Source organism: Pseudoalteromonas sp. ASV78 (assembly GCF_047806705.1).
Lineage (GTDB): Bacteria > Pseudomonadota > Gammaproteobacteria > Enterobacterales > Alteromonadaceae > Pseudoalteromonas > Pseudoalteromonas prydzensis_A.
Genome location: NZ_JBLOPA010000001.1, coordinates 2,166,210 through 2,191,778, shown reverse-complemented (window position 1 = coordinate 2,191,778; position 25,569 = coordinate 2,166,210). Strand labels below are relative to the sequence as shown.

At 41.7% G+C, this 25,569-nt stretch carries 26 protein-coding genes; 10 read left to right on the top strand and 16 right to left on the bottom strand.

What is annotated here, in order from left to right:
* Positions 1 to 18: 18 nt before the first annotated feature.
* Genes ACMVDV_RS09935 through ACMVDV_RS09920 form a run of 4 tightly spaced genes read right to left on the bottom strand, consistent with a single transcriptional unit; the run spans position 19 to position 1,043 of the window.
* Positions 19 to 255 (bottom strand): EF-hand domain-containing protein, encoded by a 237-nt coding sequence (locus ACMVDV_RS09935; RefSeq protein ID WP_416159081.1) that lies wholly within the window; start codon positions 253 to 255, stop codon positions 19 to 21.
* A gap of 14 nt (positions 256 to 269) precedes the next feature.
* On the bottom strand, positions 270 to 506 hold the full coding sequence (locus ACMVDV_RS09930; RefSeq protein ID WP_416158012.1) for an EF-hand domain-containing protein: 237 nt from the start codon (positions 504 to 506) through the stop codon (positions 270 to 272).
* A 58-nt stretch (positions 507 to 564) separates the two neighbouring features.
* Entirely contained in the window at positions 565 to 792 is a 228-nt protein-coding gene (locus tag ACMVDV_RS09925; protein WP_416158011.1) for a hypothetical protein, read from the bottom strand.
* A gap of 23 nt (positions 793 to 815) precedes the next feature.
* On the bottom strand, positions 816 to 1,043 hold the full coding sequence (locus ACMVDV_RS09920) for an EF-hand domain-containing protein (protein ID WP_416158010.1): 228 nt from the start codon (positions 1,041 to 1,043) through the stop codon (positions 816 to 818).
* A gap of 315 nt (positions 1,044 to 1,358) precedes the next feature.
* Here ACMVDV_RS09920 and ACMVDV_RS09915 point away from each other — a divergent pair, with 315 nt between their 5' ends.
* The 4 genes from ACMVDV_RS09915 to ACMVDV_RS09900 are packed head-to-tail and all read left to right on the top strand — an operon-like array spanning position 1,359 to position 5,233.
* Positions 1,359 to 2,828: a sensor histidine kinase gene (locus ACMVDV_RS09915; protein WP_416159080.1), complete on the top strand. Its 1,470-nt coding sequence runs from the start codon at positions 1,359 to 1,361 to the stop codon at positions 2,826 to 2,828.
* 1 nt (position 2,829) lies between these two features.
* Entirely contained in the window at positions 2,830 to 3,372 is a 543-nt protein-coding gene (locus ACMVDV_RS09910; protein WP_416158009.1) for a hypothetical protein, read from the top strand.
* A gap of 2 nt (positions 3,373 to 3,374) precedes the next feature.
* A complete protein-coding gene (locus ACMVDV_RS09905; protein ID WP_304182689.1) occupies positions 3,375 to 4,724 on the top strand; it encodes a sigma 54-interacting transcriptional regulator in 1,350 nt (449 codons plus the stop codon).
* An 8-nt stretch (positions 4,725 to 4,732) separates the two neighbouring features.
* Positions 4,733 to 5,233: a DUF1543 domain-containing protein gene (locus ACMVDV_RS09900; protein ID WP_416158008.1), complete on the top strand. Its 501-nt coding sequence runs from the start codon at positions 4,733 to 4,735 to the stop codon at positions 5,231 to 5,233.
* Between the two features lie 21 nt (positions 5,234 to 5,254).
* Here ACMVDV_RS09900 and ACMVDV_RS09895 read toward each other — a convergent pair whose 3' ends face one another.
* From ACMVDV_RS09895 to pdsR, 4 genes are all read right to left on the bottom strand, one after another.
* The gene (locus ACMVDV_RS09895) at positions 5,255 to 5,488 is read right to left on the bottom strand and encodes a hypothetical protein (protein ID WP_304182691.1); all 234 of its coding nucleotides are present in this window, start codon (positions 5,486 to 5,488) and stop codon (positions 5,255 to 5,257) included.
* 50 nt (positions 5,489 to 5,538) lie between these two features.
* Complete coding sequence (locus tag ACMVDV_RS09890; RefSeq protein ID WP_304182692.1) at positions 5,539 to 5,700, bottom strand: hypothetical protein; 162 nt, start codon at positions 5,698 to 5,700, stop codon at positions 5,539 to 5,541.
* A 107-nt stretch (positions 5,701 to 5,807) separates the two neighbouring features.
* Positions 5,808 to 7,967, bottom strand: coding sequence for a proteobacterial dedicated sortase system histidine kinase (pdsS, locus tag ACMVDV_RS09885; RefSeq protein ID WP_416158007.1), 2,160 nt, complete (start codon positions 7,965 to 7,967; stop codon positions 5,808 to 5,810).
* A complete protein-coding gene (pdsR, locus tag ACMVDV_RS09880; protein WP_416158006.1) occupies positions 7,967 to 8,656 on the bottom strand; it encodes a proteobacterial dedicated sortase system response regulator in 690 nt (229 codons plus the stop codon). The genes pdsS and pdsR overlap by 1 nt, the downstream gene beginning before the upstream one ends.
* 225 nt (positions 8,657 to 8,881) lie before the next feature.
* Between pdsR and pdsO the strand changes: the two genes are divergently transcribed.
* The 3 genes from pdsO to ACMVDV_RS09865 are packed head-to-tail and all read left to right on the top strand — an operon-like array spanning position 8,882 to position 12,270.
* Entirely contained in the window at positions 8,882 to 9,619 is a 738-nt protein-coding gene (gene pdsO, locus ACMVDV_RS09875; RefSeq protein ID WP_416158005.1) for a sortase-associated OmpA-like protein PdsO, read from the top strand.
* A gap of 39 nt (positions 9,620 to 9,658) precedes the next feature.
* The gene (locus tag ACMVDV_RS09870; RefSeq protein ID WP_416158004.1) at positions 9,659 to 11,680 is read left to right on the top strand and encodes a marine proteobacterial sortase target protein; all 2,022 of its coding nucleotides are present in this window, start codon (positions 9,659 to 9,661) and stop codon (positions 11,678 to 11,680) included.
* The gene (locus ACMVDV_RS09865) at positions 11,677 to 12,270 is read left to right on the top strand and encodes a class GN sortase (protein WP_416158003.1); all 594 of its coding nucleotides are present in this window, start codon (positions 11,677 to 11,679) and stop codon (positions 12,268 to 12,270) included. Before ACMVDV_RS09870 ends, ACMVDV_RS09865 begins: the two co-directional genes overlap by 4 nt.
* Here the strand turns inward: ACMVDV_RS09865 and ACMVDV_RS09860 are convergent.
* Positions 12,162 to 13,124 (bottom strand): DMT family transporter, encoded by a 963-nt coding sequence (locus ACMVDV_RS09860; RefSeq protein ID WP_416158002.1) that lies wholly within the window; start codon positions 13,122 to 13,124, stop codon positions 12,162 to 12,164. The genes ACMVDV_RS09865 and ACMVDV_RS09860 overlap by 109 nt on opposite strands.
* Positions 13,125 to 13,236: 112 nt before the next feature.
* On the opposite strand from ACMVDV_RS09860, the gene proB reads away from it, so the two are divergent.
* From proB to gltX, 3 genes are all read left to right on the top strand, one after another.
* Positions 13,237 to 14,340 carry a glutamate 5-kinase gene (gene proB, locus ACMVDV_RS09855; RefSeq protein WP_416158001.1) on the top strand — a complete coding sequence of 368 codons (1,104 nt, stop codon included), beginning with the start codon at positions 13,237 to 13,239 and terminating at the stop codon, positions 14,338 to 14,340.
* A 255-nt stretch (positions 14,341 to 14,595) separates the two neighbouring features.
* Positions 14,596 to 14,955: a glutathione S-transferase N-terminal domain-containing protein gene (locus tag ACMVDV_RS09850; RefSeq protein WP_416158000.1), complete on the top strand. Its 360-nt coding sequence runs from the start codon at positions 14,596 to 14,598 to the stop codon at positions 14,953 to 14,955.
* 83 nt (positions 14,956 to 15,038) lie between these two features.
* Complete coding sequence (gltX, locus tag ACMVDV_RS09845) at positions 15,039 to 16,523, top strand: glutamate--tRNA ligase (RefSeq protein WP_416157999.1); 1,485 nt, start codon at positions 15,039 to 15,041, stop codon at positions 16,521 to 16,523.
* A 256-nt stretch (positions 16,524 to 16,779) separates the two neighbouring features.
* Here the strand turns inward: gltX and ACMVDV_RS09840 are convergent, their stop codons facing one another.
* The 7 genes from ACMVDV_RS09840 to lptD form a co-directional block, all read right to left on the bottom strand.
* Positions 16,780 to 18,795, bottom strand: a complete 2,016-nt coding sequence (locus ACMVDV_RS09840; RefSeq protein WP_416157998.1) for a methyl-accepting chemotaxis protein — start codon at positions 18,793 to 18,795, stop codon at positions 16,780 to 16,782.
* A 133-nt stretch (positions 18,796 to 18,928) separates the two neighbouring features.
* The gene (locus tag ACMVDV_RS09835) at positions 18,929 to 19,744 is read right to left on the bottom strand and encodes a symmetrical bis(5'-nucleosyl)-tetraphosphatase (protein ID WP_416157997.1); all 816 of its coding nucleotides are present in this window, start codon (positions 19,742 to 19,744) and stop codon (positions 18,929 to 18,931) included.
* Entirely contained in the window at positions 19,745 to 20,134 is a 390-nt protein-coding gene (gene apaG, locus ACMVDV_RS09830; protein ID WP_304182704.1) for a Co2+/Mg2+ efflux protein ApaG, read from the bottom strand.
* Positions 20,118 to 20,924, bottom strand: coding sequence for a 16S rRNA (adenine(1518)-N(6)/adenine(1519)-N(6))-dimethyltransferase RsmA (gene rsmA, locus ACMVDV_RS09825; RefSeq protein ID WP_064665541.1), 807 nt, complete (start codon positions 20,922 to 20,924; stop codon positions 20,118 to 20,120). The genes apaG and rsmA overlap by 17 nt, the downstream gene beginning before the upstream one ends.
* A complete protein-coding gene (pdxA, locus tag ACMVDV_RS09820) occupies positions 20,921 to 21,913 on the bottom strand; it encodes a 4-hydroxythreonine-4-phosphate dehydrogenase PdxA (protein ID WP_416157996.1) in 993 nt (330 codons plus the stop codon). The genes rsmA and pdxA overlap by 4 nt, the downstream gene beginning before the upstream one ends.
* 3 nt (positions 21,914 to 21,916) lie before the next feature.
* Positions 21,917 to 23,212, bottom strand: a complete 1,296-nt coding sequence (gene surA, locus ACMVDV_RS09815; protein WP_304182706.1) for a peptidylprolyl isomerase SurA — start codon at positions 23,210 to 23,212, stop codon at positions 21,917 to 21,919.
* Between the two features lie 36 nt (positions 23,213 to 23,248).
* Positions 23,249 to 25,492, bottom strand: coding sequence for an LPS assembly protein LptD (gene lptD, locus ACMVDV_RS09810; RefSeq protein WP_416157995.1), 2,244 nt, complete (start codon positions 25,490 to 25,492; stop codon positions 23,249 to 23,251).
* Positions 25,493 to 25,569: the final 77 nt, after the last annotated feature.

Here is a 25,569-nt window from a genome sequence, read left to right as displayed (position 1 = left end):
GTGTGGCACCAGCTAAACTTATTTATTTGCGTATAGGCTAAACTCAGCCAGTGATAATTTGTTATCTTTATCACTGTCATAGCTTTTAAAGCGCGACCACAAAGCGGGATCTTTTGCTGATTCTGAGCGAGTTAGGAAACCGTCTTGGTTACGGTCTAAATTTTTGAATTGCTCTGCTACGTTATCAGGTGTTGCAAAACTGCTACAACTAACAGCAAGGAGCAAAGTTAATCCCAATTGTGTGATGTATTGCATAGGGGGAAAACTCATTAATGCAGGTTCTTAGTTAAAAAACGCTTAAATTCGACGAGTGAGATTTGATTGTCTCGGTCTGTGTCCCAACGCTGAAATTGCTTCAGCAGCTGCGGTTGGGGATCCAACTCATTTTCGGTTAAATAACCATCTTTATTGCTATCTAAATGATCAAAACGTTGTTTTACATCCAGCGCCATCGCACTAAAGCTAGTGGCGAGTAGCACAGCTAATATGACTAATCTGTTTTTCATTGTTAAGGTTCTTTTAGTTAGCCTGAACTTTACTTACTTAGTAAAAAGATAAAGTCGTTTAAATCTTAATATTTGCAAACTCTTGCGCCGATAATAACTCATCGTTGTTATCATCAAGATCCGTAAATTGCTTCAGCAAGGCGTCGTTTTGCTTTGCTTCAAGCAATGATATTTGCCCGTCTGCGTTGCTATCTAATTGTGCAAATTTAACGTTTGCTTGCGATGCTAAAACTGCGGCGCTAATGATTAAAAACATCAATGAAAAGGCGGCGATAAGTTGTCTCATAGCTGTATTTCCTTAGGAGGAAGTTATAGTAAAAACTGCTTAAATTCAGTCAGTGATATTTGACCATTTTGGTCTTTATCGATTTGCTCAAAGCTTTCGTGCAATACGGCATCTTCAGAAGCTTCAGCTTCACTTAATGTACCATTGCTGTCTTTATCAAGCTCTGCGAAGGTAGCCTCAACATCGATAGCAAAGCTATTAAAGCTAAACAGTGTGCTGATGCATAAACACAGTGGGACTAATACTTTCATATGGTTACCTTAAAAACAGTTGTTGCTTCAGATATTACAAGAATAATGCCAATAAAATTAGTCTTTAAATATCAGTGCTTTAGTTGTTTTTAGTGATGATGAGTGGGAAATAATGACTCAGGGTTGTGTCTTTTTTGCAACAAATTTTCACGGTAATTAATAAAGTTATTTAAAAACAATCGATTAAGTTGTTTCAATTTAGCGTCAGCCGCTTTATATGACGCTTTAGAATTCGCCTTATTCATTATCGTTATTGATTCAGCTAGTGTATAAGTAACACCTTTCATAATTAAACATTTAAACTAAGGAGTAGCTATAGTGGCCCCACTCGCTAAAAAGTACAGCGCTTTACTTAGTTGGCGACCAAATTTAATAGGCCAGTTTTTATTTAGTACCTTGTTATCTTTGCTGCCATTATCACTGGTGGTGATTGTGTTTTTAAATGCTTTGAATAAACAGCTTGCCGTTACCCAGCAAATCGTCAGTGATAATTATCAAATAACTAAGTCATTTAATAACCTAAAACAAGACCTTAATAGTTTAGAGCGGGCAACGCGACAAAACTGGGTGCTGAAAAGTGAATCACTTGATGAACTAATTGTTGATAAGTGGCAATCGTCATTACAGAGTATTGATGAGCTTATTTTTATTAGCCCTACGAGGGAATATGTTAGTCAATGGCAGCAACTCGCTAAGGAGTTGCAGTTAGCGCATACACAGCTTGTTAGTGAAGGGCTGCAAGATGCGCAATTATTTATTCCGATGAGCGAATTAATTGCTCGTCAAACGCTATGGTTAAGAGACCAAAATGAACTGCAAATAGCTAAAAATCAGCAACAGCTAAAAGCCTTGCAAGATTCATTTATAAATTGGTTAGTGGCGCTGATCCCATTAACATTATTAGTTAGCGGCGGCTTTTTGTGGCGTATTAGCGGCCGTTTAAAAGGGTTAACCTCGGTTATTGATAAACTTGGGCAAGGTCATTGGCAGCAAAAAATATCAGTACAGGGCTCTGCCGAACTGGTTGAACTGGGCAATAAATTACAATGGGTGCAAGAGCAGCTACATCAATTAGAACAACAAAAAGACACCTTTTTACGCCATGTTACTCATGAACTGAAAACCCCATTAGCCTCAATGGTGGAAGGCACCGATTTATTAACTGATGAAATAGTAGGGCCTATTAATAAAGAGCAGCAAGCCGTGCTGCAGTTGATTACCCAAAGCATGGTGCGTTTGCGCGCTATGATTGATAGTTTACTTAGTTATAATGCGATTCGCAGCAGCAAGGAAGACTTAAGTGAGCTGCAATTCTCGCAATTAATAACCAAGATCAACAGTCACTTTGAACACCGTTTAGTGGCGCGTAAGCAAAGTTTATGTTGGCATAGTGAGTTGCCTGAGCAACCGCTAGAAATTGCAGCAGAGCTTGTTGAAATGATTCTAATACAGTTAATTTCTAATGGCTTGAAATTCTCATCGCAAGGGCAGGCGGTTGATATCAATTTATCATTAGCGGGACATACTTTAAAAATGATCGTCAGTGATCAAGGTACAGGTATTCAAGAGCAAGAAAAATCACATATTTTTAGTGCTTTTTATCAAGGTAAAAATGCCAAAGATGTGATCGCTCAAGGTAGCGGCTTAGGACTGACAATTGTCAAGGAGTCAGTTGAGCAATTAATGGGGACTTTGCAGCTAGAGCAGAATGAGCCACAAGGTTGCCGTTTTGTTATTCAAATACCAACCATCATTCCAACCAATAAAAATCAAGGAGTTAATTAGCATGGGCGTGCGTTTAAATGCCATTTTTGTGGTGTGTATCACAACTTTAGGGCTCGCAGGGTGTGAGTTAACTGAGCAACCAGTAAAAGAGAATAATACCGAAGCAGAGCAGGTGATTAAAGAGATTGAGCCACACGGTGATGGTTTACCAAACCCAAAACCTCGGCCAAAAACAGATCCTATGTATCCACCGGCAGAAATCGTCATTGGTTGGCATGCGAAGGCCTGTGGTGGCTTTCAAGTGGCGGTGAGTAAAATTGCTTATATTGGGACTAAAGAGATCCAGAATTATTTTGATTTTAGTTGTAAAAATAATGTATTAGCGCCAGAAAAAGTATTAGAGCAGTTACTAAAACTTGATCAGGCGTATTATTGGCCTGATGATATAAAGCAGTATTTATGGCTGCAAAAGCAACAAATAAATCAGCAAATAAGCGCTAACAAACAGCAGCAGGCACTGAATAATAAAATGCAAGAGACATTGTCATCGCTGGCAACTATCGAGCAGCAGTTATTATTACGCGAAGAAACCAAGGAGCAGTAATCATGGCAATAGAGCAAAACCAAGGCGCACGAATTTTACTGGTTGATGACGATGCAAGTTTATTAAAGCTGCTGGCTATTCGTATAGAATCTAAAGGCTATCAGGTTACTACCTGCGAAAGTGGCATCGCTGCTCTACAGCTCTTAAAAAACCATGTGTATGATGCCGTGGTTACCGACTTGCGGATGGATGAAATGGATGGCATGGCATTACATCGTCAGCTGCAAAAACGTTACCCGGCATTGCCGGTGATCATGATGACTGCTCATGGCTCGATCCCTGATGCGGTTGAGGCAACTAAGCAGGGAATTTTCGCTTTTATTACTAAACCGGTAGATAAAGATGAGTTATTCGATAGTTTAGCGAAAGCAATTGAGATTCACGGCTTGAGCGCTGATGAAAAGTCATCAAGCAGTAATATAGTGACCCGCAGTGGTGCTATGTTGCACTTGCTTGAACAAGTTAAGTTACTGGGACCTACGCACGTCAATGTGTTGATTTCAGGCGCCAGTGGTACGGGCAAGGAGTTATTAGCGAATGCGATTCATCAACACAGTCATGTTAGTGAAGGCCCATTTGTGGCAATTAACTGTGGTGCAGTGCCTGGAGAATTGCTTGAATCTGAATTATTCGGCCATAAAAAAGGCGCGTTTACAGGTGCAATTAAAGACCATCAAGGGTTATTTCAACAAGCGCAAGGCGGCACCCTATTTTTAGATGAAATTGGTGATATGCCGCTTAATTTACAAGTTAAATTACTGCGTGTATTACAAGAAAAAACCATCCGTCCGGTGGGTTTTCAAGAAGAAATTCCTATCGATGTGCGGATTGTTTCAGCAACCCATAAAAATTTACCGGATGCGATTGCTAATCAACAATTTCGCGAAGATCTATATTACCGTTTAAATGTTGTTAACCTTAAATTACCGCCATTGTGCGAGCGCAGAGAAGATGTGAGTTTATTAGCACAGTATTTTAGCGCCACTATAGCTAAACGTATGGAGCAAAAAGAAAAGCGCTTTGCCAATGATGCAATGCACGCATTAGTACGTCATGATTGGCCTGGTAATATTCGCCAATTACAAAACGTTGTTGAACAGGTTGTCGCACTGACCCCAGGTGAAGTAATATCGGTACAGTTGGTGGAGAGTGCGCTTAATAGTAATGCCAGCAATGTTGAGCCGCTTTCACTAAACGATGCTAAAAAAGAGTTTGAACGCGATTATGTTATTAACACCCTAAAAATGGCCGGTGGTAATGTGGCCGAAGGGGCAAAACTGGCGAAACGTAACCGTTCAGATTTTTATAAGTTGATCAAAAAACACAACATAGACGTGGATACCATTTGTTAGGAGAAAACATGCAATTATTTATGGTGTATTTAGGTGGGCGTATTCAGGGCTGCCATATTGAAATGCATGATGTTCGTTTCGTGGTAGGGGAGTCGATAGAACACACTTACACAAAGTTAAAAGCGCAGTGGGTTGGTGATAAAAGTAGTGTGCATATGGACAGCTACATGGCTGTCAATCATATCGATGGCTTTGCAGTAACCGTAGTTGATCAGCCTGTTGCACAAGCAGAGCAGTTATACTTTGTAAATTTAGGGGCGTACCGTGCTGACAGTTTAGCTGAGCAGCATGATTTTGCTTTGTATGTTGCACGCAGTAGCGATGAAGCTAAACAAAGAGCAAAAGAGCATTTACTCGCGGGCCTAAGCCATATCCATAAAGATGACTTACACGATGTCGATGATTGCTTTGCAATTGATTTACTCGACAGTCAACTTCACATCAAGCTAACCCCGAGCGGGCAGTCTCAGACGATTAAGCCTGATTGGTTTGGTTATCATATTTTATAGATACGTTGTTTGATTAAGCGGCTAATCGTGGTCGCTTTGTTCAGTGCGCTCTTTGTCTTCGCTATTACTGGCAATTTTAAATGCCATAATCACCAAGCCAAACATGACAAAAGGGAGGGCTGCAAGTAAGTATTCTGTGAGGTTACTGTCAGCAAAGCTGGCTTGCAATAAAAAGTGCCCTGCGACGCAGAGTAAGATCACGATGAGAAGAATAGGTAATAAAATAAGTTCTTTTTTAGCTGAATGAGTTTTCATTATTACAGGGTGCTTTTCCAAGGTGCGCCATTGTAATGAGCAAACCGCTTTTAGGTCAAATAACTTGTTTTATAAATAGCACCAGATTGCGCTGCATCAAGTTTTTCAGTTTCAGGCTCTGCGTCGTCGTCTTTGCTGTTTTCATCAGTTTCTACAGGATGATATAGGTCGAATATAAAATCGATTTCTTCGCGCTTTAATACAGTTTGCATTTTAACCTCCTAGTAATCAGTCTAAAACTTGCTGATAATAAGGATATGCCTGTAAGCCTGAATTATAGGTGAACACTTATTGCTCAATATGTGTAGAAATGTAACCCTCAGCTCTTTAGGGTTACATCTTTATATTTGGGTGTAGATAATGGCATCCTAACAATAAACTCAACGCCATCACCTTGTTGATTATTGGCCGCTATTACACTGCCTTTATGATATTCACAGACTAAACGAACAATGTATAAACCCAACCCTAAGTGAGGCTGTTGTTGAAGTTGTTGACTGCGAACTGAAACCATCGAGTCAAAAATATGTTCAGCAAGTCCTGCTGGTAGTAATGGCCCGTTATTTTTAACAGTTAAAACGGCCTCGTTATCGTCTTTAGCTAAGCTGACGCTTATTGCGCTATCGCAAAGGTTAAACTCTAAGGCATTATTAATGAGTTTATCAAGTAGCTGTGCGACAAATTCAGGTGCGCCCATAACAGCTAAGGAAGAGTCGCAAATATCGATAGTGAAAGCCTGCTGCGGGTAGGTGAGTTGATAGCCCTGCATGCAGCCCGTTATCACTTTGCGTAAATCAAATGGTTCAGCTTCTGCGCTTTGAATGCTTTGTTCAAGACGTGTTGCTTCGCTCATGGTGGTAATAATTTTACCTAACCGCTCCACCCCTTCACTGGCGCGATCAAGGTATTTTTGGCTAAGCTCATTTTGCGGCTGCATTTGTAAGTTTTCAAGCGAGCTTCGTACTACGGCAACAGGGGTTCTCAGTTCGTGGGATAACCGCGATGACATGGTTTCTAAATAATTAGTGTAACCACCTAAGCGGCCAACAATATTGGCAAAGCTACGGGATAAGTCGCCTATCTCATCGTTTGAGTCACTATAATCAATGCTGCCCGTTACTCGCCCTTGGGCGTCAATGGCTTGCTCTGCGGTATCGCGAAGGCGGCGAATGCGACTTGATATTCTTGAGGCAAAAAAGAACAGGGTTACTGTGCCTATCAGCATTACCGCTAAAATCACATTAAATAGCTTTTCGAGCGATTTATTTCGTAAAGTGCGTACACCGTTGGTGGTCTCTTCGGCGACCACGGCACCAATCACTTGGTCTTGGATCCATATCGGATAAGCAGCAGATAAAATAACCGCTTTGTTATCTGGAGTCAGTCGCCACGACGAGGCAGGTGTCCCCGTGAGTGCTTTACCTATATGTGTACCTTGCATGGCTGCAACATCATGTAAGGTATCTAAAAATTCGTTTTCGGGGCGGGTGAGTACCTTGTAATAAAGTGGGTGTAAATAGTTTTGCTCAAAGTGCTGCCACCAAGTTGTTGGCGGTTTATCTGCAATACCATCCGCCCATACGCCGTCGGCATGGTGAATTGATCCAGATTGCGCCAGTACCCGGTGATGATTATCAACCACCCAAATACGGCTGCCGCTGTGTCCCATGCCTTTTAAAATCCGGTTTATCTCTGGGGAAGGAACGAGAACTGAGCCAATATCATTGGGGTTTTGTAAGTTTGAAGTCGACATGGTTTGTGGTTCAGGCTTACCTTGATCCCAATCTTCGATAGCAAAACCAAGTTTATTACCCAGCATATTAAGTGGCAAGCGCAGCTCTATATTGTAGCCCGTTTCTGTGCTGACAAAGTAACCTTGAATTTTTGTAATAGGAATTTTGCTTTGCGCATCGAATGCATTGATCCAACCGTCTTTTCTGGCGGCAACAATGTAGCGTTTAAATTCGCCATCAGGCGTTTTAAGCATGATTTGTAAGTGATCATTACGGGTTAAACTTAAGCTGTTTTTAGCGCGATAAACCACCGAGTCATCGGTAACTTTAAATACTGCATATAAAAAGTTTTCATATTTGCCAACCATATGCTCAAACGATAAGTCCTCAAGCTGATGGTCGGGTTTATTGGTTTGTAAATAGCGCTGATCATAGTGCCAGATTAAACTTTGGTACGGCTGCCAGTCAGATAATTTACCGTCAAGTTGAATGGGGTTACTGAGGTTATACGCATAAAGATCACGGCCTTTGACGACTTGATCTAAAAAATTGCTTTGCGAATCAAATAGCGCAGGGCGCTCATGTAATGCAGTGGCGAGTGCGCGAGTGGTGCCGACCAAGGTCTTTTCTTGCCCTTGGCGTAAAAACTTTTCCATTTCCCACACGTATTCATAGCCAAGCCAAGGCAATAAAAACAAAAAGCATGACAGCAAAATAAACTTGCTACGCAAACCAAAACGCAGCATTACAGTTGCTCCCAGCGATAACCCATGCCGTACACGGTATCGATACAATCAAACTGCGCATCTAAGGCAATAAATTTTTTACGAATACGTTTAACGTGCGAAGTGATTGTGCTGTCATCAACGTAAATTTTTGCATCGCTCATTAGCTCGTTACGGCTTTTTACATGCCCCGGGCGCTGAGCCAGTGAGTGCAGCATCCAAAACTCTGTGACGGTTAAATCGACTATTTGCTGCTGCCAAAATACTTGCATACGTTTAGTATCAAGCGTCAGAGGACCGCGATTGAGTAAGGCATTTTGATCAGCCGGTTGCTCAAGGGCTTCCATGCGTCGAAACAGTGCACCAATACGCGCGGCTAAATGCGCCATGCTGATGTCTTTAGTAAGGTAATCATCTGCGCCCATGCGCAGGCCGCACACAGTATCTATTTCGCTATCGCGGGCGGTTAAAAAAATAATCGGTAAGGTTTTAGAAAGCGAGCGCAGGGTTTGGCATAATAAAAAACCGCCATCAATTTCATGGCCTAAACCAATATCGACAATCGCTAAATCGGGCAATGCGTCATTAAATGCATACTCTGCACTTTGGCGGTCGCAATAGCCGCTGACCTGATACCCTTGTGCACTAAGCATTTCTATGTAGTTTTCGCGGATTGCGGTTTCATCTTCAATGATGGCTATTTTCTTCATCTTCATACCTTCTTACTCATTTGATTGCACTATACCTAATTTTTTTGCTTTCGCACTGGCAAAAAGGCAATTGCCTTTTTTTTGCCACAATTGCTCAGCAGTTTGCCTTTTTTGCTCCCCTTTGTTGCCACTTGAGCTTGCTTTAATAGCGTTATACCAAATCGGGCAGCTACCCAACCTATGAGTTGCCAACCATTAAGTTATTAAGCAAAAAAGGATTACACCATGAAAAAAATGATTATCGCTTGCACTATCGCTACTATTTTTGCAGCGCCTAACTTAGCGCACGCTGACACAAAATCAGTGGCAGCAAAAGAAACTCATAAAGAAACGGTTATCGGCCTCAGCACCGGTGCGATTTTAGGCGGGATTGTTGGCGGCCCAATTGGTGCCTTTGTTGGCGCATTTGCTGGTGGCTTGATTGGTGAGCAAGAAGTGGCCGAAGATAAAATTGCCGAGCAACAACGTGCTTTATTAGTGCTGCAAGATAAAACTGATGATTACCAGCATGTACTCGCTAAAAATGCGCAAATGACTGAACAGCTCGATCAACTTGAAGCCAATAATGAACGCCTAGCATTAGCACAAATGCACAATCTAATGGCAATGACCATTCAATTTAAAACCGGTTCAAGTGAGATTGCTCCGCACTTTGCCAGCCAACTCGACCAACTAGTGAATTTGCTACAAAGCCAACCTGACTTGCAGTTAGATTTAAATGGCTTTGCCGATCAACGTGGTGATGAACTCGCTAATCTAGCGCTTTCAAAACAGCGAGTTGCCAATGTACAAAGCTACTTAATAAAACAAGGTATCAGCCATACCCGATTAACGACCACCGCATTTGGTGAGCAGCAAACTGTGGCTGATAGCGATAACTATGAAGAAAACATGTTTGATCGCCGTGTGACGTTAACAACGCGTCCAAGCTCACAGCCGTATAGCCAAACCGCGAGTAATTAATCGCCATTTTGCCAAGTAGCCGCCAAGGGAGTGATTTTTATGTTGAGTAAACCAAGCAAAGTGCTGATCCGTAGCCGTTTATGGCTACGGGGAAGCCTTTTTATTTTCATCGTGTTAGTCAGCTGTGCGAGTCACGCCAACACATCGCCAGAACTAACTATGTTCGACAGCAAAGGTGCAATGGCTGCACCTGGCGTTATTTTAAAAAGTGATGCCACCATGACAATCACAGGGCTGATAAACCATGTTGTGGTAACTCAACATTATCGCAATGAAAACCCGTTTGCTGTTAATGCGCGCTATGTCTTTCCACTGGCCGATGAAAGTGCAGTGCATGCCATGACAATGCAGATTGGCGATCGGGTGATCAAAGGGGAAATTGATAAAAAAGTACAAGCAGAGCTGCGTTTTCAACAGGCACAACAAGCGGGTCAACAAGCGGCTTTAGTGCGCCAGCAGCGCTCGAACATGTTTGTCACTAATGTGGCAAACATCGGTCCCGGCGAAGAAGTGCAAATAGAGCTGCAATATCAAGAAGTGATTGATTATCGCAGCGGTACATTTGCACTGCGGTTTCCAACCACAATAACGCCACGTTATCATCCAATTAATGGGGTACTGCAAACTCGTGAGCAAAGCGAGAGTCCACGCGTTGCAAAGCAGCCTGCTGCTACTGTATTTACGCCATCAGGATGGATCACGCCTATTTACTCATCCTCTAGTCATAGTGATACAGCGCAAAGTGAATTTAGTTTAACAATTAATATCGATGTTGGTTTAGAGCTGGTTGATATTCAATCTAAGTATCATCAGATTGCAATCGAAAACCCAGCCTTTGGTCAATATCAAGTTGCTTTGAATGAGCCTAATGCAGTGGACCGTGATTTTTTATTGGAGTTTAAACCGCTGCAAAAAGAGCAAGCGCAAGCCGCGTTTTTTACCGAGCAACTTAATAATGGTGAGCGCTTTGGTTTGCTAATGTTGTTGCCGCCAGACGACCATTTTACGCAAACCCAGCGATTGGCAAGAGAAATGATTTTTGTTGTTGATACCTCAGGCTCTATGCATGGCCAATCAATGGAGCAAGCTAAAAGTGCGCTGCACTATGCGCTATCGTTACTTGATAGCAACGACAGCTTTAACATTATTGGCTTTGATGACCAAATAATGCCAATGAGTAATAAACCAGTGCCAGCAAACGATTTTAATTTACGCCGCGCAGAGCGCTTTGTTTATAACTTACAAGCTGATGGCGGCACTGAAATTAAAGGGGCGTTGGATGCGGTGCTGGATGGCCGTGAGCATCTTGGGTATGTACGCCAAGTGGTGTTTTTAACCGATGGCAGTGTTAGTAATGAAGATGCCTTGTTTAAACATATTAACGCAGCATTAGGTGACAGCCGCTTGTTTACTGTGGGTATAGGCAGTGCGCCAAATAGCTACTTTATGCGCCGCGCCGCGGATGTTGGCCGTGGTACATTTACCCATATAGGTAGCAGCGCACAAGTGCAACCAAAAATGCAGCAGCTGTTTGATAAATTGGCACATCCTGCTATTACGCAACTTGCACTTATTAGTGATGCAGTTAGTCAACAACTTGAATATTGGCCATCGCCGTTACCAGATTTATATTTTTCAGAGCCAGTAATGGTGGCGGTTAAGCTTGATAACCAATCTGCGATCAGATTAACAGGGCAAACAGCGCAAGGACCACTGGCAATAAAATTAAATACACAACAAGGGCAGTCAGCACAGGGTATTGCAAGGCTCTGGGCACGACAAAAAATCAAATCGCTGTTGCTTTATAACGAGCAACAGCAAGTAAAAGCGCAGGTTGAAAGTCTGGCCCTTGAGCATCAGTTACTCAGTCCATTTACTGCTTTTATAGCAATTGAACAAACGCAGTCGAGCACGGTTGCAGAGCACAACGTACAAGCTGCTAATCAGCTACCACAGGGGTTAACAATGCGTTTGCCGCAAACGGATGGGCAGAGCCGACTGCATATTTTGCTCGGTTGCGTGCTATTGGCTGGATTTGTGGTGCTGAGGCTAAAAAAATGAAAGCAGTGCTCGGTGCTCTATTATTGATTGTTGGTTTGGCGCTGTTTGGCCATGGCAGTTATATGCAAGCTAAAGCGTGGCTGGCACAACATTTTATTGAGCAGGCTTGGCAACTGGCACTGACAACGCCACAGCAACAGGTAAAACCATGGTTTTATGCTGACAGTTACGTGACCGCACAACTGAATTGGCCAAGTCAAAAACAAACCTTAACAATATTAGCAGGAGCCAGCGGCCGTAACTTAGCCTTTGCACCGAGTCACTTTTTACCCAGTGGCGAGCTCGGCTCAGAGCGTGGCGTATTGATTGCTGGGCATAATGACACCCACTTTGCTTTTTTACAAAAAGTGAAAGTGGGTGAGCAGTTTAGCTTGCAAACGCAAAATGGCGTGATTGAACAATACCAAGTACGTGGGATTGAGGTGATCCATCAATCCCAGCACCATTTTTTAGCACAAGCTGGTTTGTACTTACTGACTTGTTATCCTTTTAACTTACTAGCATCAGGCACTGATTTGCGCTTGTTAGTATCAGCAGATAAAGTCTCATCCGATAAAGCCTCTTCACTAACATCGACAACCAACTCCTGATGGCGTTGGCTTATCATTACGCCAATAAACACCACGAAGATACTTAGCCATTGTCCTAACGTGAGAATTTCCCCCAAAATAATTGCCGACAAGATGAGCGTGAAAATTGGAATTAAATTTGAATAGGCGGCCGCAGTGAGTACCGATACTTTACTAATTGCGTAATTATACAAGCCATAGCCACCTAAGGTGACGCAAGAGCCTAAATATAAAATACTTAATAATGCGCTAAGATCATGTTGGTTTTCACTGGGTAAATCAATAAATAGTAAAAATGGCGCAAAGAACAGACTACCGCTAAAACCTTGCAGTGCAATTAAAGTTAATGGTGAGTAGCGGGCAACTAAATGCTTAACTGAAATAGTATAAAACGCGGCGCAAACCATCGCCATTAGTTCTAAAAAGTTACCCAGCAATGGATTAGGGGCTTGCTCTGAAGTAGGCGATAGCAGAGTGAGTAAAATACTGCCGCCAATACAAAAGGTAAAGCCAATAACGATGGCTTTACTGATGTACTCTTTGAGCATAAAAAACGCTAAAAGCGCCACTATAATCGGTAAGCACGAAACAATAACCCCCGCTTGCGAAGCCGAAGTGTATTCCATTGCATGGCCTTCAAACAAAAAATACAAGCAGGGCTCAGCCAGCGACATGCCTACTAAGTACTTCCAATCACCTTTATGATATTCAAAGCGGATCACATATCGCCATAAACATAACGCTAATACTAAGGTGGTGAGCATGCGCAAAAAAATCACTAAAGCAGGATCATAAATAGCAATAGCGTATTTTAAAGCGATAAAAGAGCTACCCCATAAAAAGGTGGCAATGATCAAACAAAGGCTAGCTGGCATAAACGTCGTATGATTATAGTAAAAGGCGATCCTAGCATGAATTTTTTTTACTTGTTCAAAAATCGATAACTGGTATAAATAAATCCTTCAATATTTTTGTGTAGTAAAAAGCATGCAAAGGGCACAGGTAATAGTGGTTAAGCTGGGAACGAGTGTACTCACCGGCGGCACCGATAAACTCGACAAAGCGCACATGGTGGAATTAGTTCGCCAATGTTGTGAATTAAAAAAACAAGGTCATCAAGTAGTGCTAGTCTCAAGCGGTGCAGTGGCTGCGGGTCGTGAGCAACTATTAAAACCCTGTGGTCGTTCATTGATTGATAAACAGATGCTTGCCGCGATTGGCCAAGGCCAACTAATACACACATGGCAAAGCTTATTCGCTTTATATGGTGTGAATGTGGGGCAAATGCTACTAACCCGCGCTGATGTTGATGACAGAGAGCGTTACCTCAATGCCCGCGATACATTAACCGCGCTATTAAGTTATGACGTAGTGCCGATCATTAATGAAAATGACGCAGTTGCGACTGCTGAAATTAAAGTCGGTGATAACGATAACCTTTCTGCGCTGGTAGCAATATTAGCTAATGCGGACAAATTATTATTATTGACCGATCAAGAAGGCTTATTTACTAGCGATCCACGCACAGATATTAATGCGCAACTTATTGATGAAGTGAATCATATCGATGATGAATTACGCCAACTTGCTGGTGGCAGTGGCACCAGCTTAGGCACTGGTGGCATGGCAACAAAATTACAAGCGGCAGATATCGCGCGCCGTGCTGGCGTTGAAGTGATCATTGCTAAAGGTGCTGGTGAAAATGTAATTCTTAACTGTATGAGCGAACAGTTACCAGGCACACGCTTTGTAAAGCTCATCGCGCCACGCGATGGCCGTAAAAAATGGCTGTTAGCTGGACCTAAAAGTAGTGGCCAAATAGTGATTGATGATGGTGCTGTAAACGCTTTACAGCAACAAGGCGCTAGTTTATTAGCCAAAGGCGTACGTGGTGTGCGTGGTCAGTTTGAACGTGGCGATCTGATTGATTTAGTCACCAGTGATCAGCAATTAGTTGCCCGTGGGTTAGTACGTTTTAGTAAAGCTGAAATCGATATCATTAAAGGTTGCCATTCAAGTGAAATAGCTAAGTTGCTAGCCTTTGACTGTGGCAGTGAGGTGATCCATCGTGATAATTTGGTGTTGTTTTAGATTATCAAACTACTACATTGTAAAACAATAAAGTCACCCCTTGTGGACATGAATGGATAGTTTTCATAATACCGCAACACTAAACCTTTGATGCCTGCCTTTTCACTGCGCTATTGAGGTTGGCTTTATATTTTCAAAAATAACGTGGATTGCTTTACTTTTTAGGTGATGGATCCGCGTTTTTTGATGCTATTTTAGCTTTATATTCTGTGTTAAAATCTGTGCCCTTAAATCGTTGTATACAGGGCTCAGTTGATGAAATTAGTTCGTTGGTTATTAGGTAGTTTAATCCTCTTTTTTGATTTTGTTTTTACCCCTCGCAGTAAAAAACGCTCTGCGGATGAGCAACAACCGCTTGATCAGCTTACTGCGCAATTTAAATTGTATCAATTCAAAGCGTGTCCTTTTTGCGTAAAAGTACGCCGTGCCATTAAGCGTGAAGGCTTAAAAGTTGAAACTCGCGATGCCAAAAATAACGAGCTGTATCGCCAAGAATTGCTAGAGCAAGGTGGAAAAATAAAAGTACCGTGTTTACGCATCGAAAAAGATAACCAAGTGACTTGGTTATATGAATCAAACGATATTATCGCTTACTTAAATAAAGTCGCTGCATAAAGCGTCCAATAACTTCGAAAATTGCCCATGCTATGCTAGCATTTGGGCAACTTTTATAGTCCTTTTTTAAAGAGAACATAACCATGACAATTCGTACTCGTGTTGCGCCGTCGCCTACTGGTGACCCGCATCTTGGCACCGCTTACATCGCCTTATTCAACTATTGTTTTGCTAAACAACAAGGTGGTGAATTTGTACTTCGTATTGAAGACACAGACCAAGTACGTAGCACACCAGAATCAGAGCAAGCGATCATGGATAGCTTACGTTGGTTAGGGCTTGAGTGGGATCATGGTCCTGACGTGGGCGGGGAATTTGGCCCTTACCGTCAATCAGAGCGTAGTGAGTTATATAAAAAATATGCACATCAGTTAGTTGATGATGGCAAAGCATTTTATTGTTTTGCAACCAGCGAAGAGCTGGATCAAATGCGTGAACAACAAATGGCCGAAGGCCTGCGTCCTAAGTACGATGGTCGTGGTTTAAAGCTGACAGAGGACGAAATTAAAGCGAATTTAGCCGCTGGCAAGCCTTATGTGATCCGCATGAATATTCCAAGTGAAGGCAGCTTTAAGTTTAACGATTACCTACGAGGTGAAATTGAGATCCCGTGGGAAAACGTAGACATGCAAGTACTTTTAAAAGCTGATGGATTCCCAACTTACTTTTTAGCTAATGTGGTTGATGATCACCATATGCAAATTAGTCATATTTTCCGTGGTGAAGAGTGGATCAACTCAGCACCTAAGCTATTAAAATTATACGAAGATTTCGGCTGGCAAGCACCAGTACTTGGGCACTTACCATTATTACGTAACCCAGATAAATCTAAATTGTCAAAACGTAAAAACCCCACTTCTATTAATTACTATAAAGAAATGGGTTACTTACCAGAAGCGGTACTTAACTATTTAGGTCGCATGGGCTGGTCAATGCCAGATGAACGTGAAAAGTTCACCCTTGCTGAGATGATTGAACACTTCGATATGAAGCGTGTGTCATTGGGTGGGCCGGTATTTGACGTTGATAAACTAAGCTGGTTAAACGGCATGTGGATCCGTGAAAACTTAACCGATAGCGAGCTTATGCAGCGCTTCGTTGATTGGAAGTTTAATAGCGACTTTTTTGGCAAAGTTTTACCAGAAGCGAAAACGCGTATTAATACTTTGTCGGATATGGTTGATTTAGCAGGGCACTTTGTTGGTGGTATACCAACGTACGATCCAGCTTTACTCACCGCAGGTAAAGCCGATGAAGATGTAATTCGTCAAGCTTTACAGTTCTTTATATGGCAGCTTGAAGGTTTACGTAGCTTTGAAAAACCAGAAATTTTTGCCATTGCGAAGGCTGTTGCTACCTTCCATGAGCTAAAAATCAAAGATTTCTTAGAGCCGATTTTTGTGGCTATTACGGGCAAAACGTCATCAACGTCAGTACTTGATGCAATGGAAATTTTAGGCTCTGATCTATCCCGTGCCCGTTTACGTGTAGCACTTGCTCATTTAGGGATCTCTAAAAAGCAAGCGAAGAACATTGAACGTGCGTATCGTGAGTATCCAGCTGCATAGATAAAGTAATCTAGCTAAGCTTGATGATCATTAAAAGCCGAACTTTATTAACGTGGAGTTCGGCTTTTTTGTGGAAAAATAATGGAGTATTGCCAACAAGCAAAGCTAGTTTGTGGGTGATGAAATTATAACAGTTGGCTGTTCCCACGCAATTTGTTAGCTCAGCAGTGAAAAGTGAGATATCGGTGGTTTATTTTTTCGAAAAAAAAGCCGTGTTTTAAATCAACACGGCTTTGTTGTTTTAATTTGCTTTATCCTAGACTTTAAATTCATCCACAGATAAGCGCAGTTCTTCTGCAAGTTTAGCTACTTCTGAACTAGATATATTGGTTTGATTTGCACCTTCAGCCGTTTGTTCAGCAATGGCTACAATTGACTCAAGGCGTTCACTGATCTCTTGCGATACTTGCTGCTGCTCTTGCGCTGCGGTTGATATCTCTTCACTTACATCATGGGCTAGAGCGACGGCCGCGGTGATTGAATCCAGCGCCGTGTTGGCTAAATCTGATTGCTCAACACACGAATCCGCTTGTTGTTTACCTTTAGACATTGCCGTTACAGCGGCTTCAGCGCCCGTTTGTAATGACTCAATCATGGCTTGAATTTCTTGCGTCGAGGCTTGGGTTTTACTTGCCAGCGATCGTACTTCATCAGCAACAACAGCAAAACCACGACCTTGTTCACCGGCCCGAGCAGCTTCTATGGCAGCGTTAAGTGCAAGTAGGTTAGTCTGATCTGCAATGCCACGAATAACATCAAGGATGCTACCTATAGAAGCGCTATCTTGATGCAGCTTATTAATAACTACAGATGCCGATTCCACTTCACGGGCGAGCTGCTCAATGGTTGCTTTGTTATGGTTAGAAATCCCTTTAACCCGCTCAGCTTCTTTATCCGCATTTTTGATTTCTTTAAGTGCTTGTTGTGCGCTGTTACTCACTGTTTGTGAAGTACTGCTCATTTCAGTCGTCGCAGTGGCGGCTTGCTCTACTTGCGCTTGTTGATTACGAATAGCTTGGCTTGACTCACCAGTAATTGCTGAGGTTTCTTCTGATGCGGCAGCAAGCTGTGTGGAGCGAGATATAATACCTTGGATCAAACTACGTAAGCTGGTTATTAATGTATTACAGCTGCGCGATAGCTCACCAAACTCATCTTTAGCGCTATCATCAAGGCGCTGTGTCATGTCGCCACTGGCAACAATATCTAGAATGCGGTTAACTTCTGCAAGTGGTTTGATTATGCGATTAACCGTAATGTAAGCCACTATGATAGCTAAAAGTGTGGCGCTGATCATACCGATCCAGGTCCATAAATTAGCTGAATCTACGTCGGTCCTAACTTCTTTTTGCAATTCAAAAGCAACATTACTGGCTTGAGAAACTAATTCATTAAGTTGTTTGAGTGCAGTGGCCGTAGCTTGCTCTGCCTCAGTAAGTTCCTTTTCAGTCATTGCGATTACATCAATTAAACGTTTTTTGTTAGCTGAAATACTATTATTGCCGAGAATGTTATCGCGAATAGAGACAAAATAATTATTTAGGTCATTGTACAAACCTGGCTCTGCAGCTTCTACGGCTGGTTTCAGTAGGTTTAAGCTACGCTCAATTTCTTCTAAATAATAAAGTTGCTCATTTTTAATGATATCTAAGGTATTTTGAGTTTTTACTGTCAGCATGTCAGTGCTGTTTGTTACTAAGGATAAAAAGTTATTTTCTAATTTATTAGCCGCTTGATACGCTCTGTTATCACTACTTTCTAAGCCATCTATATCGATGATATCTAAAACCACAGAATTGGCATCTTCCGCAGCAAGTTCAATGGCTTCCAATTGAGCACGTAGTGATTTATTGAGTTCTAATTGATTACTTTTATATTCTAATAAATTTTCTACCGATTGAATAAAGCCTTTGTAAGTTCGCTCAACGTTTTGACTACTTTGATTAAGCTGTGGGTTGTCGCGAACAACTTGTTGTAATTGCGAGTAAGATTTATCAAAGCGTTGTTTTTGCTCTAATACAGATTGTTGAACTGGCGCAAGTTCTGCAGCTGATACGGTGTAAAAACTTGCTTGTGCAGCTTTACTCATCAAAATAAATTCAACTTGTAGATCTGAGCTTTGCTCTAAAGCTGGCAGTGATAATTGATTTACTTGTTGTGCTGAATTATTAATATTTGCGATTCTGAACAGTGAATTACCCCCAATTAAAAGAAGTAATAAGGTGATACAAATAAAACCACCCCAAATACGTTGGCTGACAGTTAAGTTCATATAAAAATTCCATAAAGAGAGTAGCAATTAGACTTTATCGGCTTTATTGCGGATAAGTTAAGTAATTAAATTTAATTACTTTTAACATTCGTTACTATAAATCTAACAGAAGATGATTAATTTTTCAGTTAAATTAGATGAAATCAGTAGAATTAGCGCTAAAGTATTGCTTATTTTTTAACTCCATCAAGCTCAGCTTACCACCCCATACACAACCTGTATCTAAAGCGTGGATATTTGCATGATTGGTTATGCCTTCAAGCGCAGCCCAATGACCGAAGACAATGTGTTTCTTAAAGGTGTTAAATCGTGGGTGTTTAAACCAAGGGATCATTGCATTAGAGTCAGTAATCGCGCCTTTAAAGGTCAGTTCTAATTGCTCATCAAGGGTTAAAAAGCGCATTCGTGTAAAGTAATTTACAATATATCTAAATTGCTCAAATTCAGTAAGTTGCTCATGCCAAACAGGTGGATGCTGATCATACATATGCTTGAAATAGTCACGCGCGTGTGGGCCTTGATAACAGTTTTGTGCAAATTGCGCATGCTGCAGAGCTTGTTTAATAGACCAAGCTGGGTTTAGGCCTGCGTGGCTAATAAATACTTGTTCTTGTTTAAGCCATAGCGCGAGTGGTTGTTGTTGTAATAGGGCGATATAAGCAGGCAGTTTTGCTGAATCAAGCAGGGCGGTGAGCTTGTCTTTAGGATTAGCGGGTTTACCTAACATATAATTGGCAATCAGGTGCAAGTCATGATTCCCTAAGGTAACGGTGATGCTATCTTGATGTGTATATATATAATCTAGGCAGGCAAGGGAGTCGGGGCCGCGGGCAACAATGTCGCCCACTAAATAAAGGTGATCTTTGCTTGGCTTAAAATCCACTTTGGCCAACAAGGCTTGAAATTCTTTATAACAACCTTGTAGATCACCTATTGCATAGTTTGCCATTTAATGCAAAATATTAGGCTGTGCTAAACGAAAAACATTAATTGGTGCATCAAACTCAGTACCAAATTCATTTTTCAAGGTGTAATAACCTTGCATCGTACCTACTGGAGTATCCAGTACTGCACCACTGGTGTATTTGTAGCTTTCACCAGGGCCAATCGTTGGCTTTTCACCGACCACGCCTTCGCCTTGTACTTCGACTTCTTTACCATTTGCATCAGTGATCAGCCAATAACGACTAATTAACTTAGCGCTGCATAGGCTGTGATTTTTAATGGTAATTGAATAGGCAAATACATACTTATCGAGCTCAGGTTGTGATTGACCTTCAACATAAAATGTTTCTACCGAGACTTTAATGGGTGAGCCAAAATTACTGCTTGTTGTCATAAATCCAATTAGCTATATCAATAAATTGTTGTAACGAAAGGCTTTCAGCGCGTAAGGTGATATCGATGCCGATACTTGTTAATTCATCCGCAGTGACTAAATTAGCTAAGCTGTTACGCAGTGTTTTACGGCGCTGGTTAAAAGCCTCTAAGCACACAGTGTTAAGAATTTTAGTGCTTTTTGCTGTGCGTTGCTCTGGTTTTTTCGGGATTAAGCGAATAACAGCAGAGTCGACTTTAGGCGCAGGTTTGAAACACTCAGGTGGTACTTCAATAACAGGCATGGCATTGCAGTAATACTGTGTCATAACACTTAAGCGACCAAATGTTTTGCTGCCAGGGCCCGCGACCATACGTTTTACCACTTCTTTTTGCAGCATAAAGTGCATGTGCTCTATGTTGTCAGCAAACTCAAATAAGTGGAATAATAATGGCGTTGAAATATTGTAAGGTAAATTACCAAACACTTTTAGTTTTCGCTCATCCTTCATCAAGCTTGAAAAATCAAACTTCATGGCATCGCCTTGATGCACGCTAAGCTTTGGCCCTAAAAATGGATGTTCAGTTAAGCGTTGCGCTAAATCTTTATCTAGCTCAACAACCGTTAAATGGCCGCTTAATTCGCTCACTGGCTCAGTGATAGCACCAAGACCTGGACCGATTTCAACTAAATTATCTTGCGGCTTAGGATCAATTGCGCTGACGATTTTATCGATGATCATCTCATCACATAAAAAGTTTTGTCCAAAACGTTTACGGGCGCGGTGTCCTAAATGTACTTTATCTGTCATTGATTTTGTGCTTTTTCATGGGCGAGCTTAATTGCTTCGCGGATCGCTAATTCAAAACTACCAACATCAGCATCACCACTGCCGGCTAAATCGAGCGCGGTACCGTGATCTACTGAGGTGCGTATAAACGGTAAACCAAGTGTAATATTCACTGAGTTACCAAAACCTTTGTATTTTAGCACAGGTAAGCCTTGATCGTGATACATTGCCAATACTGCATCTGCTTGCGATAGATATTTGTCTTGGAACAAGGTATCAGCGGGTAAAGGACCAATTAAATTCATTCCCTCGCTATTGAGTTTTTCTAGCGTAGGGGTAATGGTATCAATTTCTTCACGGCCTAAATGACCATCTTCACCGGCATGAGGGTTAAGTCCACACACTAAAATACGTGGTTTTTCGATCCCAAACTTAGTTTGTAAATCATGATGTAAAATACCCGCAACTTTGCTCAGACGTTCACTAGTAATTGCACGCGATACATAGGCTAATGGAATATGTGTTGTCACAAGGGCAACACGTAAGCCTTCAGTCGCTAACAACATCACTACATCAGGGGTGTTTGATTGCTGTGCAAAATATTCGGTATGGCCGCTAAATGAAATGCCTGCTTTGTTAATAATACCTTTGTGAACAGGGCCCGTTACGACTGCTGCAAATGTACCATTCATATTTTTTTCACAGGCGATGCGCAAGGTATCAAGCACATACTGGCCATTGGCATCATTTAATACACCGATTTCAACATCGGCACCTAAATCAACTTGATGTAGATAGACACTACCCGCTGGAGCCAGTGCTGCAGGAGCATTTTCATCAAACGGCAGCAAGTTGATTGATAGACCAAGTTGTTTAGCTCGCTGCTGTAATAATTGTTTATCAGCAATCACTACCAGCTGTGCTGGCCAGTCATGTTGAGCAAGTTTTAACAGTAGGTCAGGGCCAATCCCGGCAGGTTCGCCGGGAGTAATTGCAATACGTAGAGTCATTGGTTATTCATCAATTGGGAAAATTTCAACATGGGCTTGTTCGCGCATTTCTTGCTGCCAGTTAAAGCTTTCTTCTTTAAATTTACGATTAAACAGCATGCCGTGGGCGCGGTTTCGTTTCGCAATTTCTGTTTTATCGGCTACGCGTTTATCTAATAATTGCACAATATGCCAACCAAACGTGGTTCTAAATGGATCACTGATCTCATTTTTATCAAGCGAGAGTAGGGTATCTCTAAACTGTGGCACATAGGTTGTAGGATCTGTCCAATCGTACTCTCCGCCTTTAAGTGCAGAGCCTGGATCTTCTGAATATTCTTTAGCAAGCTCAGCAAAGTCAGCGGTCCCAGCTCGTAAATCTTTAGCAAAGCCATTAAGCATAGTGCGGGCTTTTTCTTCGCTTAAGATGATTGACGGCTTAATTAAGATATGACGAGAGCGCACTTCAGTTGTTTCAACAACTTGGCGGCCACGAATGTCTTGAACTTTAATGATATGAAAACCAGCGCCGGAACGAAGCGGACCGATAATAGCATCTTTTTTGCTGCCCTTAACTGCTTCAGCAAATAATGATGGCATTTCATTAATGCTCATCCAGCCTAATTGACCACCTTCAAGTGCTTTTGAACCACTTGATGATGAAATAGCGATACGTTTAAATTCTTTGCCGTCTTGTAAAAACTCGATAACTTTATCAGCACGGGTTTTTGCGCTAGCAATTTCGTCCGCCGTGGCGTTATTTGGGATATCAATTAAAATATGGCCAATATCGTACTCTTCAGTATTTTGACCTTGGCTTTCCATTATTTTTAATAGGTTATCGACTTCTTGCGGGCTGATGTAAATACGACGGTCAACGTTTGCCCGCATCACTTGTTGGGTGGTAATTTCTTTACGAATTTCTTCACGATAAGATTGAAAACTCTCGCCTGATGCTTCAATGGTACGGCGTAAGTCTGCGATCGAACCGCCTTGCTCTTTCGCCATGCCAATCAAGGTTTGATCAAGTTGGCTATCAGAAATCTCTAAGCCCATACGTTCAGCTAGTTGCATCATCAGTGTTTGGTTTACTAAACGTTCCATGGCTTGGATACGTAAAGTGTCATCAGATGGCAGTTCTTGGCCTTGTTCTTTGGCTTGAGCTTTTACCCGATTAACGATAGTGTCAACTTCACTTTGTAAAATAACCCCTTGGTTTACAATACCAACCACTTTGTCGATTTCTACAGGGGCTGCGAAAGCGCTTTGGCATAAACCAAGCGTTAATAATGCGGATGCTAATAATTTTTTTAAATTCATACTTTTTCTAATACTCTTGCTAATAGTACGGTAATACTAGTTATTAAGAAAATACGGTCTACGATAGCCAAAAATACCTTGTTGTAATAATTTTTGTGCATCATAACGGCTTTTACTACCTAACCCTTTTAAGACAATATTAAATCCAATACTTGAATCAAAAGTGGCTTGTTCTTGGCCTATCGCTTGATTTAAATCAGTTTCAATTTGACGACGGGCAGTAACTTGAAAGGCCCAACAGCAAGATTCATATTGCAATCCACTGAATACCTCAACACTACGTCCGCTTTCTAAATCGCGGTGATAGCTACTTACAAATTGCCATTGTTCACTGAGCGGGAAGCTAGTAAATAAGCCAACTTGTTCGATTGTATTGCCTGAGACATCATTTGCATAGCGATGGTTCAATTGTACGAGTTGATTATCGTCACCTTTATAATCTAAGGTCACATTTGACTGGATGACTTGTTTACCATCTGTGTCATATTGAATGCCACCGGATAAATACCAACGACGGTGCCAATGTAACATGGTTTGCGCGGCAAACAAGGCATTATAGTTAGTATCTGAATCTAAGTTTTGTGCGGTTGGCTTCGCTGAATCGCTTAAATAGAAGATTTGCCCAGCACTAAAGTTAAACAATTCTTCACTGTTATCGTTAAATAATCGCGTAGTGGCACCCAATGTGAATTGATTTGCAGCGGCGATACGGTCCACGCTTGAGAAGCGGCTATCACGGAACAAACCAAAAAAGTCATCTTGTAATTTAGTGGTGTCATAGAGGCCGATATCAGCTTGATCTTTGTCTGGAGTGTAAAGGTACTGTACTTGCGGCTCTAAGGTTTGAATACCATTGTCGATCATCGTGGTATCACGTTCAAAATTTAGTTGGCTATATAAGCGCACTTTAGGCAAGGTACGCGATACTGTTTCAGCATAGTCAGTATTAGCTAAATCACCTTCTTGCTTATAGTTAGTGTGTAGCACACTAAACTCGGACAGAAACGACCAAGCATGCTCTTGATAACCATAACTGGCTTTAGGTTCTATGTGTACCCGAGTGGCTTTTTCTATGATTGCCGTATCATTGGTAAAATGGCTCAATTCACCATTGAGTGTGAATTCAATATCGCTAAAGCGAAACGGTGACGTTTGCGAAAAACTAATTTGCGGTAACGCAGCATAAGACTCGGTGTGATCACCTAATACTTCAAAATTTTGTACTTTAATATCCGTGCGCCATGTTTCACCTAAGTACGACAATGAACCGGTACGGTATAACTGGGTGTCGGTACGTGTTGCGTAATTCGAACCTAAATCAGTGAGGTAGTTATCATCACTGACGTTGGTTATATCTATAGCCGCACGCCAGTTTGCATCAAAATAACTTTGCTGTTGCCAGTGAAATAGAAAGCGTTCATCAAGTTCTGGCTCAGAGTCGTCTTTATCTAGGTACTCAAGCGCGACCAATCCTTCGTTGTTGTCACTTAAATAACGAAATTCGCCTTGCATTTGCAGACCTTTTTTAGACATATAGCGTGGCGTTATAGTGGCGTCGTAATTAGGCGCGATATTCCAATAATACGGAGTGATACTTTCAATACCATAACGGTCTGAACTGGAAATGTTAGGGGTCAATAAGCCTGACTTTCTGCGCTCATCAATCGGAAAAGTAAAATAGGGTAAATAAAGTACTGGTGTATCCATGATGCGTAAAACCATATCATGGGTTTCCCCCCAGCCTTCTTCACGAGAGAGTAATATTTCTTCTGCTTGAATTGCCCACAATGGCGTTTCAGTTGGGCAGGTAGTAAAGCTTGCGTTCAGTAGCTCTAAGCCAGACTGGTTCACTGTGAGCTTTTCTGCACCACCGCGGCCTTGTTGATCGGTTAGTTGATAATCGGCACCGAGCAAACTGATTTCAGAACTATTTAAATCAGCATTGAGGCCAGAACTATTTACTTCACTGATAGCATCACGATAAGTAATAGGGCCTGTTGCATTAAGTAGCCCACGCTGTTTGTCAATTAGCGCACTTTGTGCGGACAAACTCATAGTAAGGGTGTTAATATCAACATTGCCGGTAAATTCTGCGCTTTGGGTACCAAGCAATTCAATATCATCTGATTGGATATCGACCATGCCTAAATCAAGGCCAGCAAGCGGTTGCCAAGCTCTGGTTTGCATTGAATTGCCACAAAAATTGTGTGTCAGTTCAGTTTCGGCAAGCGATGGTGCGCTGATCACACTTAGCATCATTATGCCCCAGGTTTTGCTCATTTATTAACCTTAATACGCTGTCGTTGAATATAAGAGTGACATAATAAAGGAAAACAATGGCAAATACAGTAATTGAC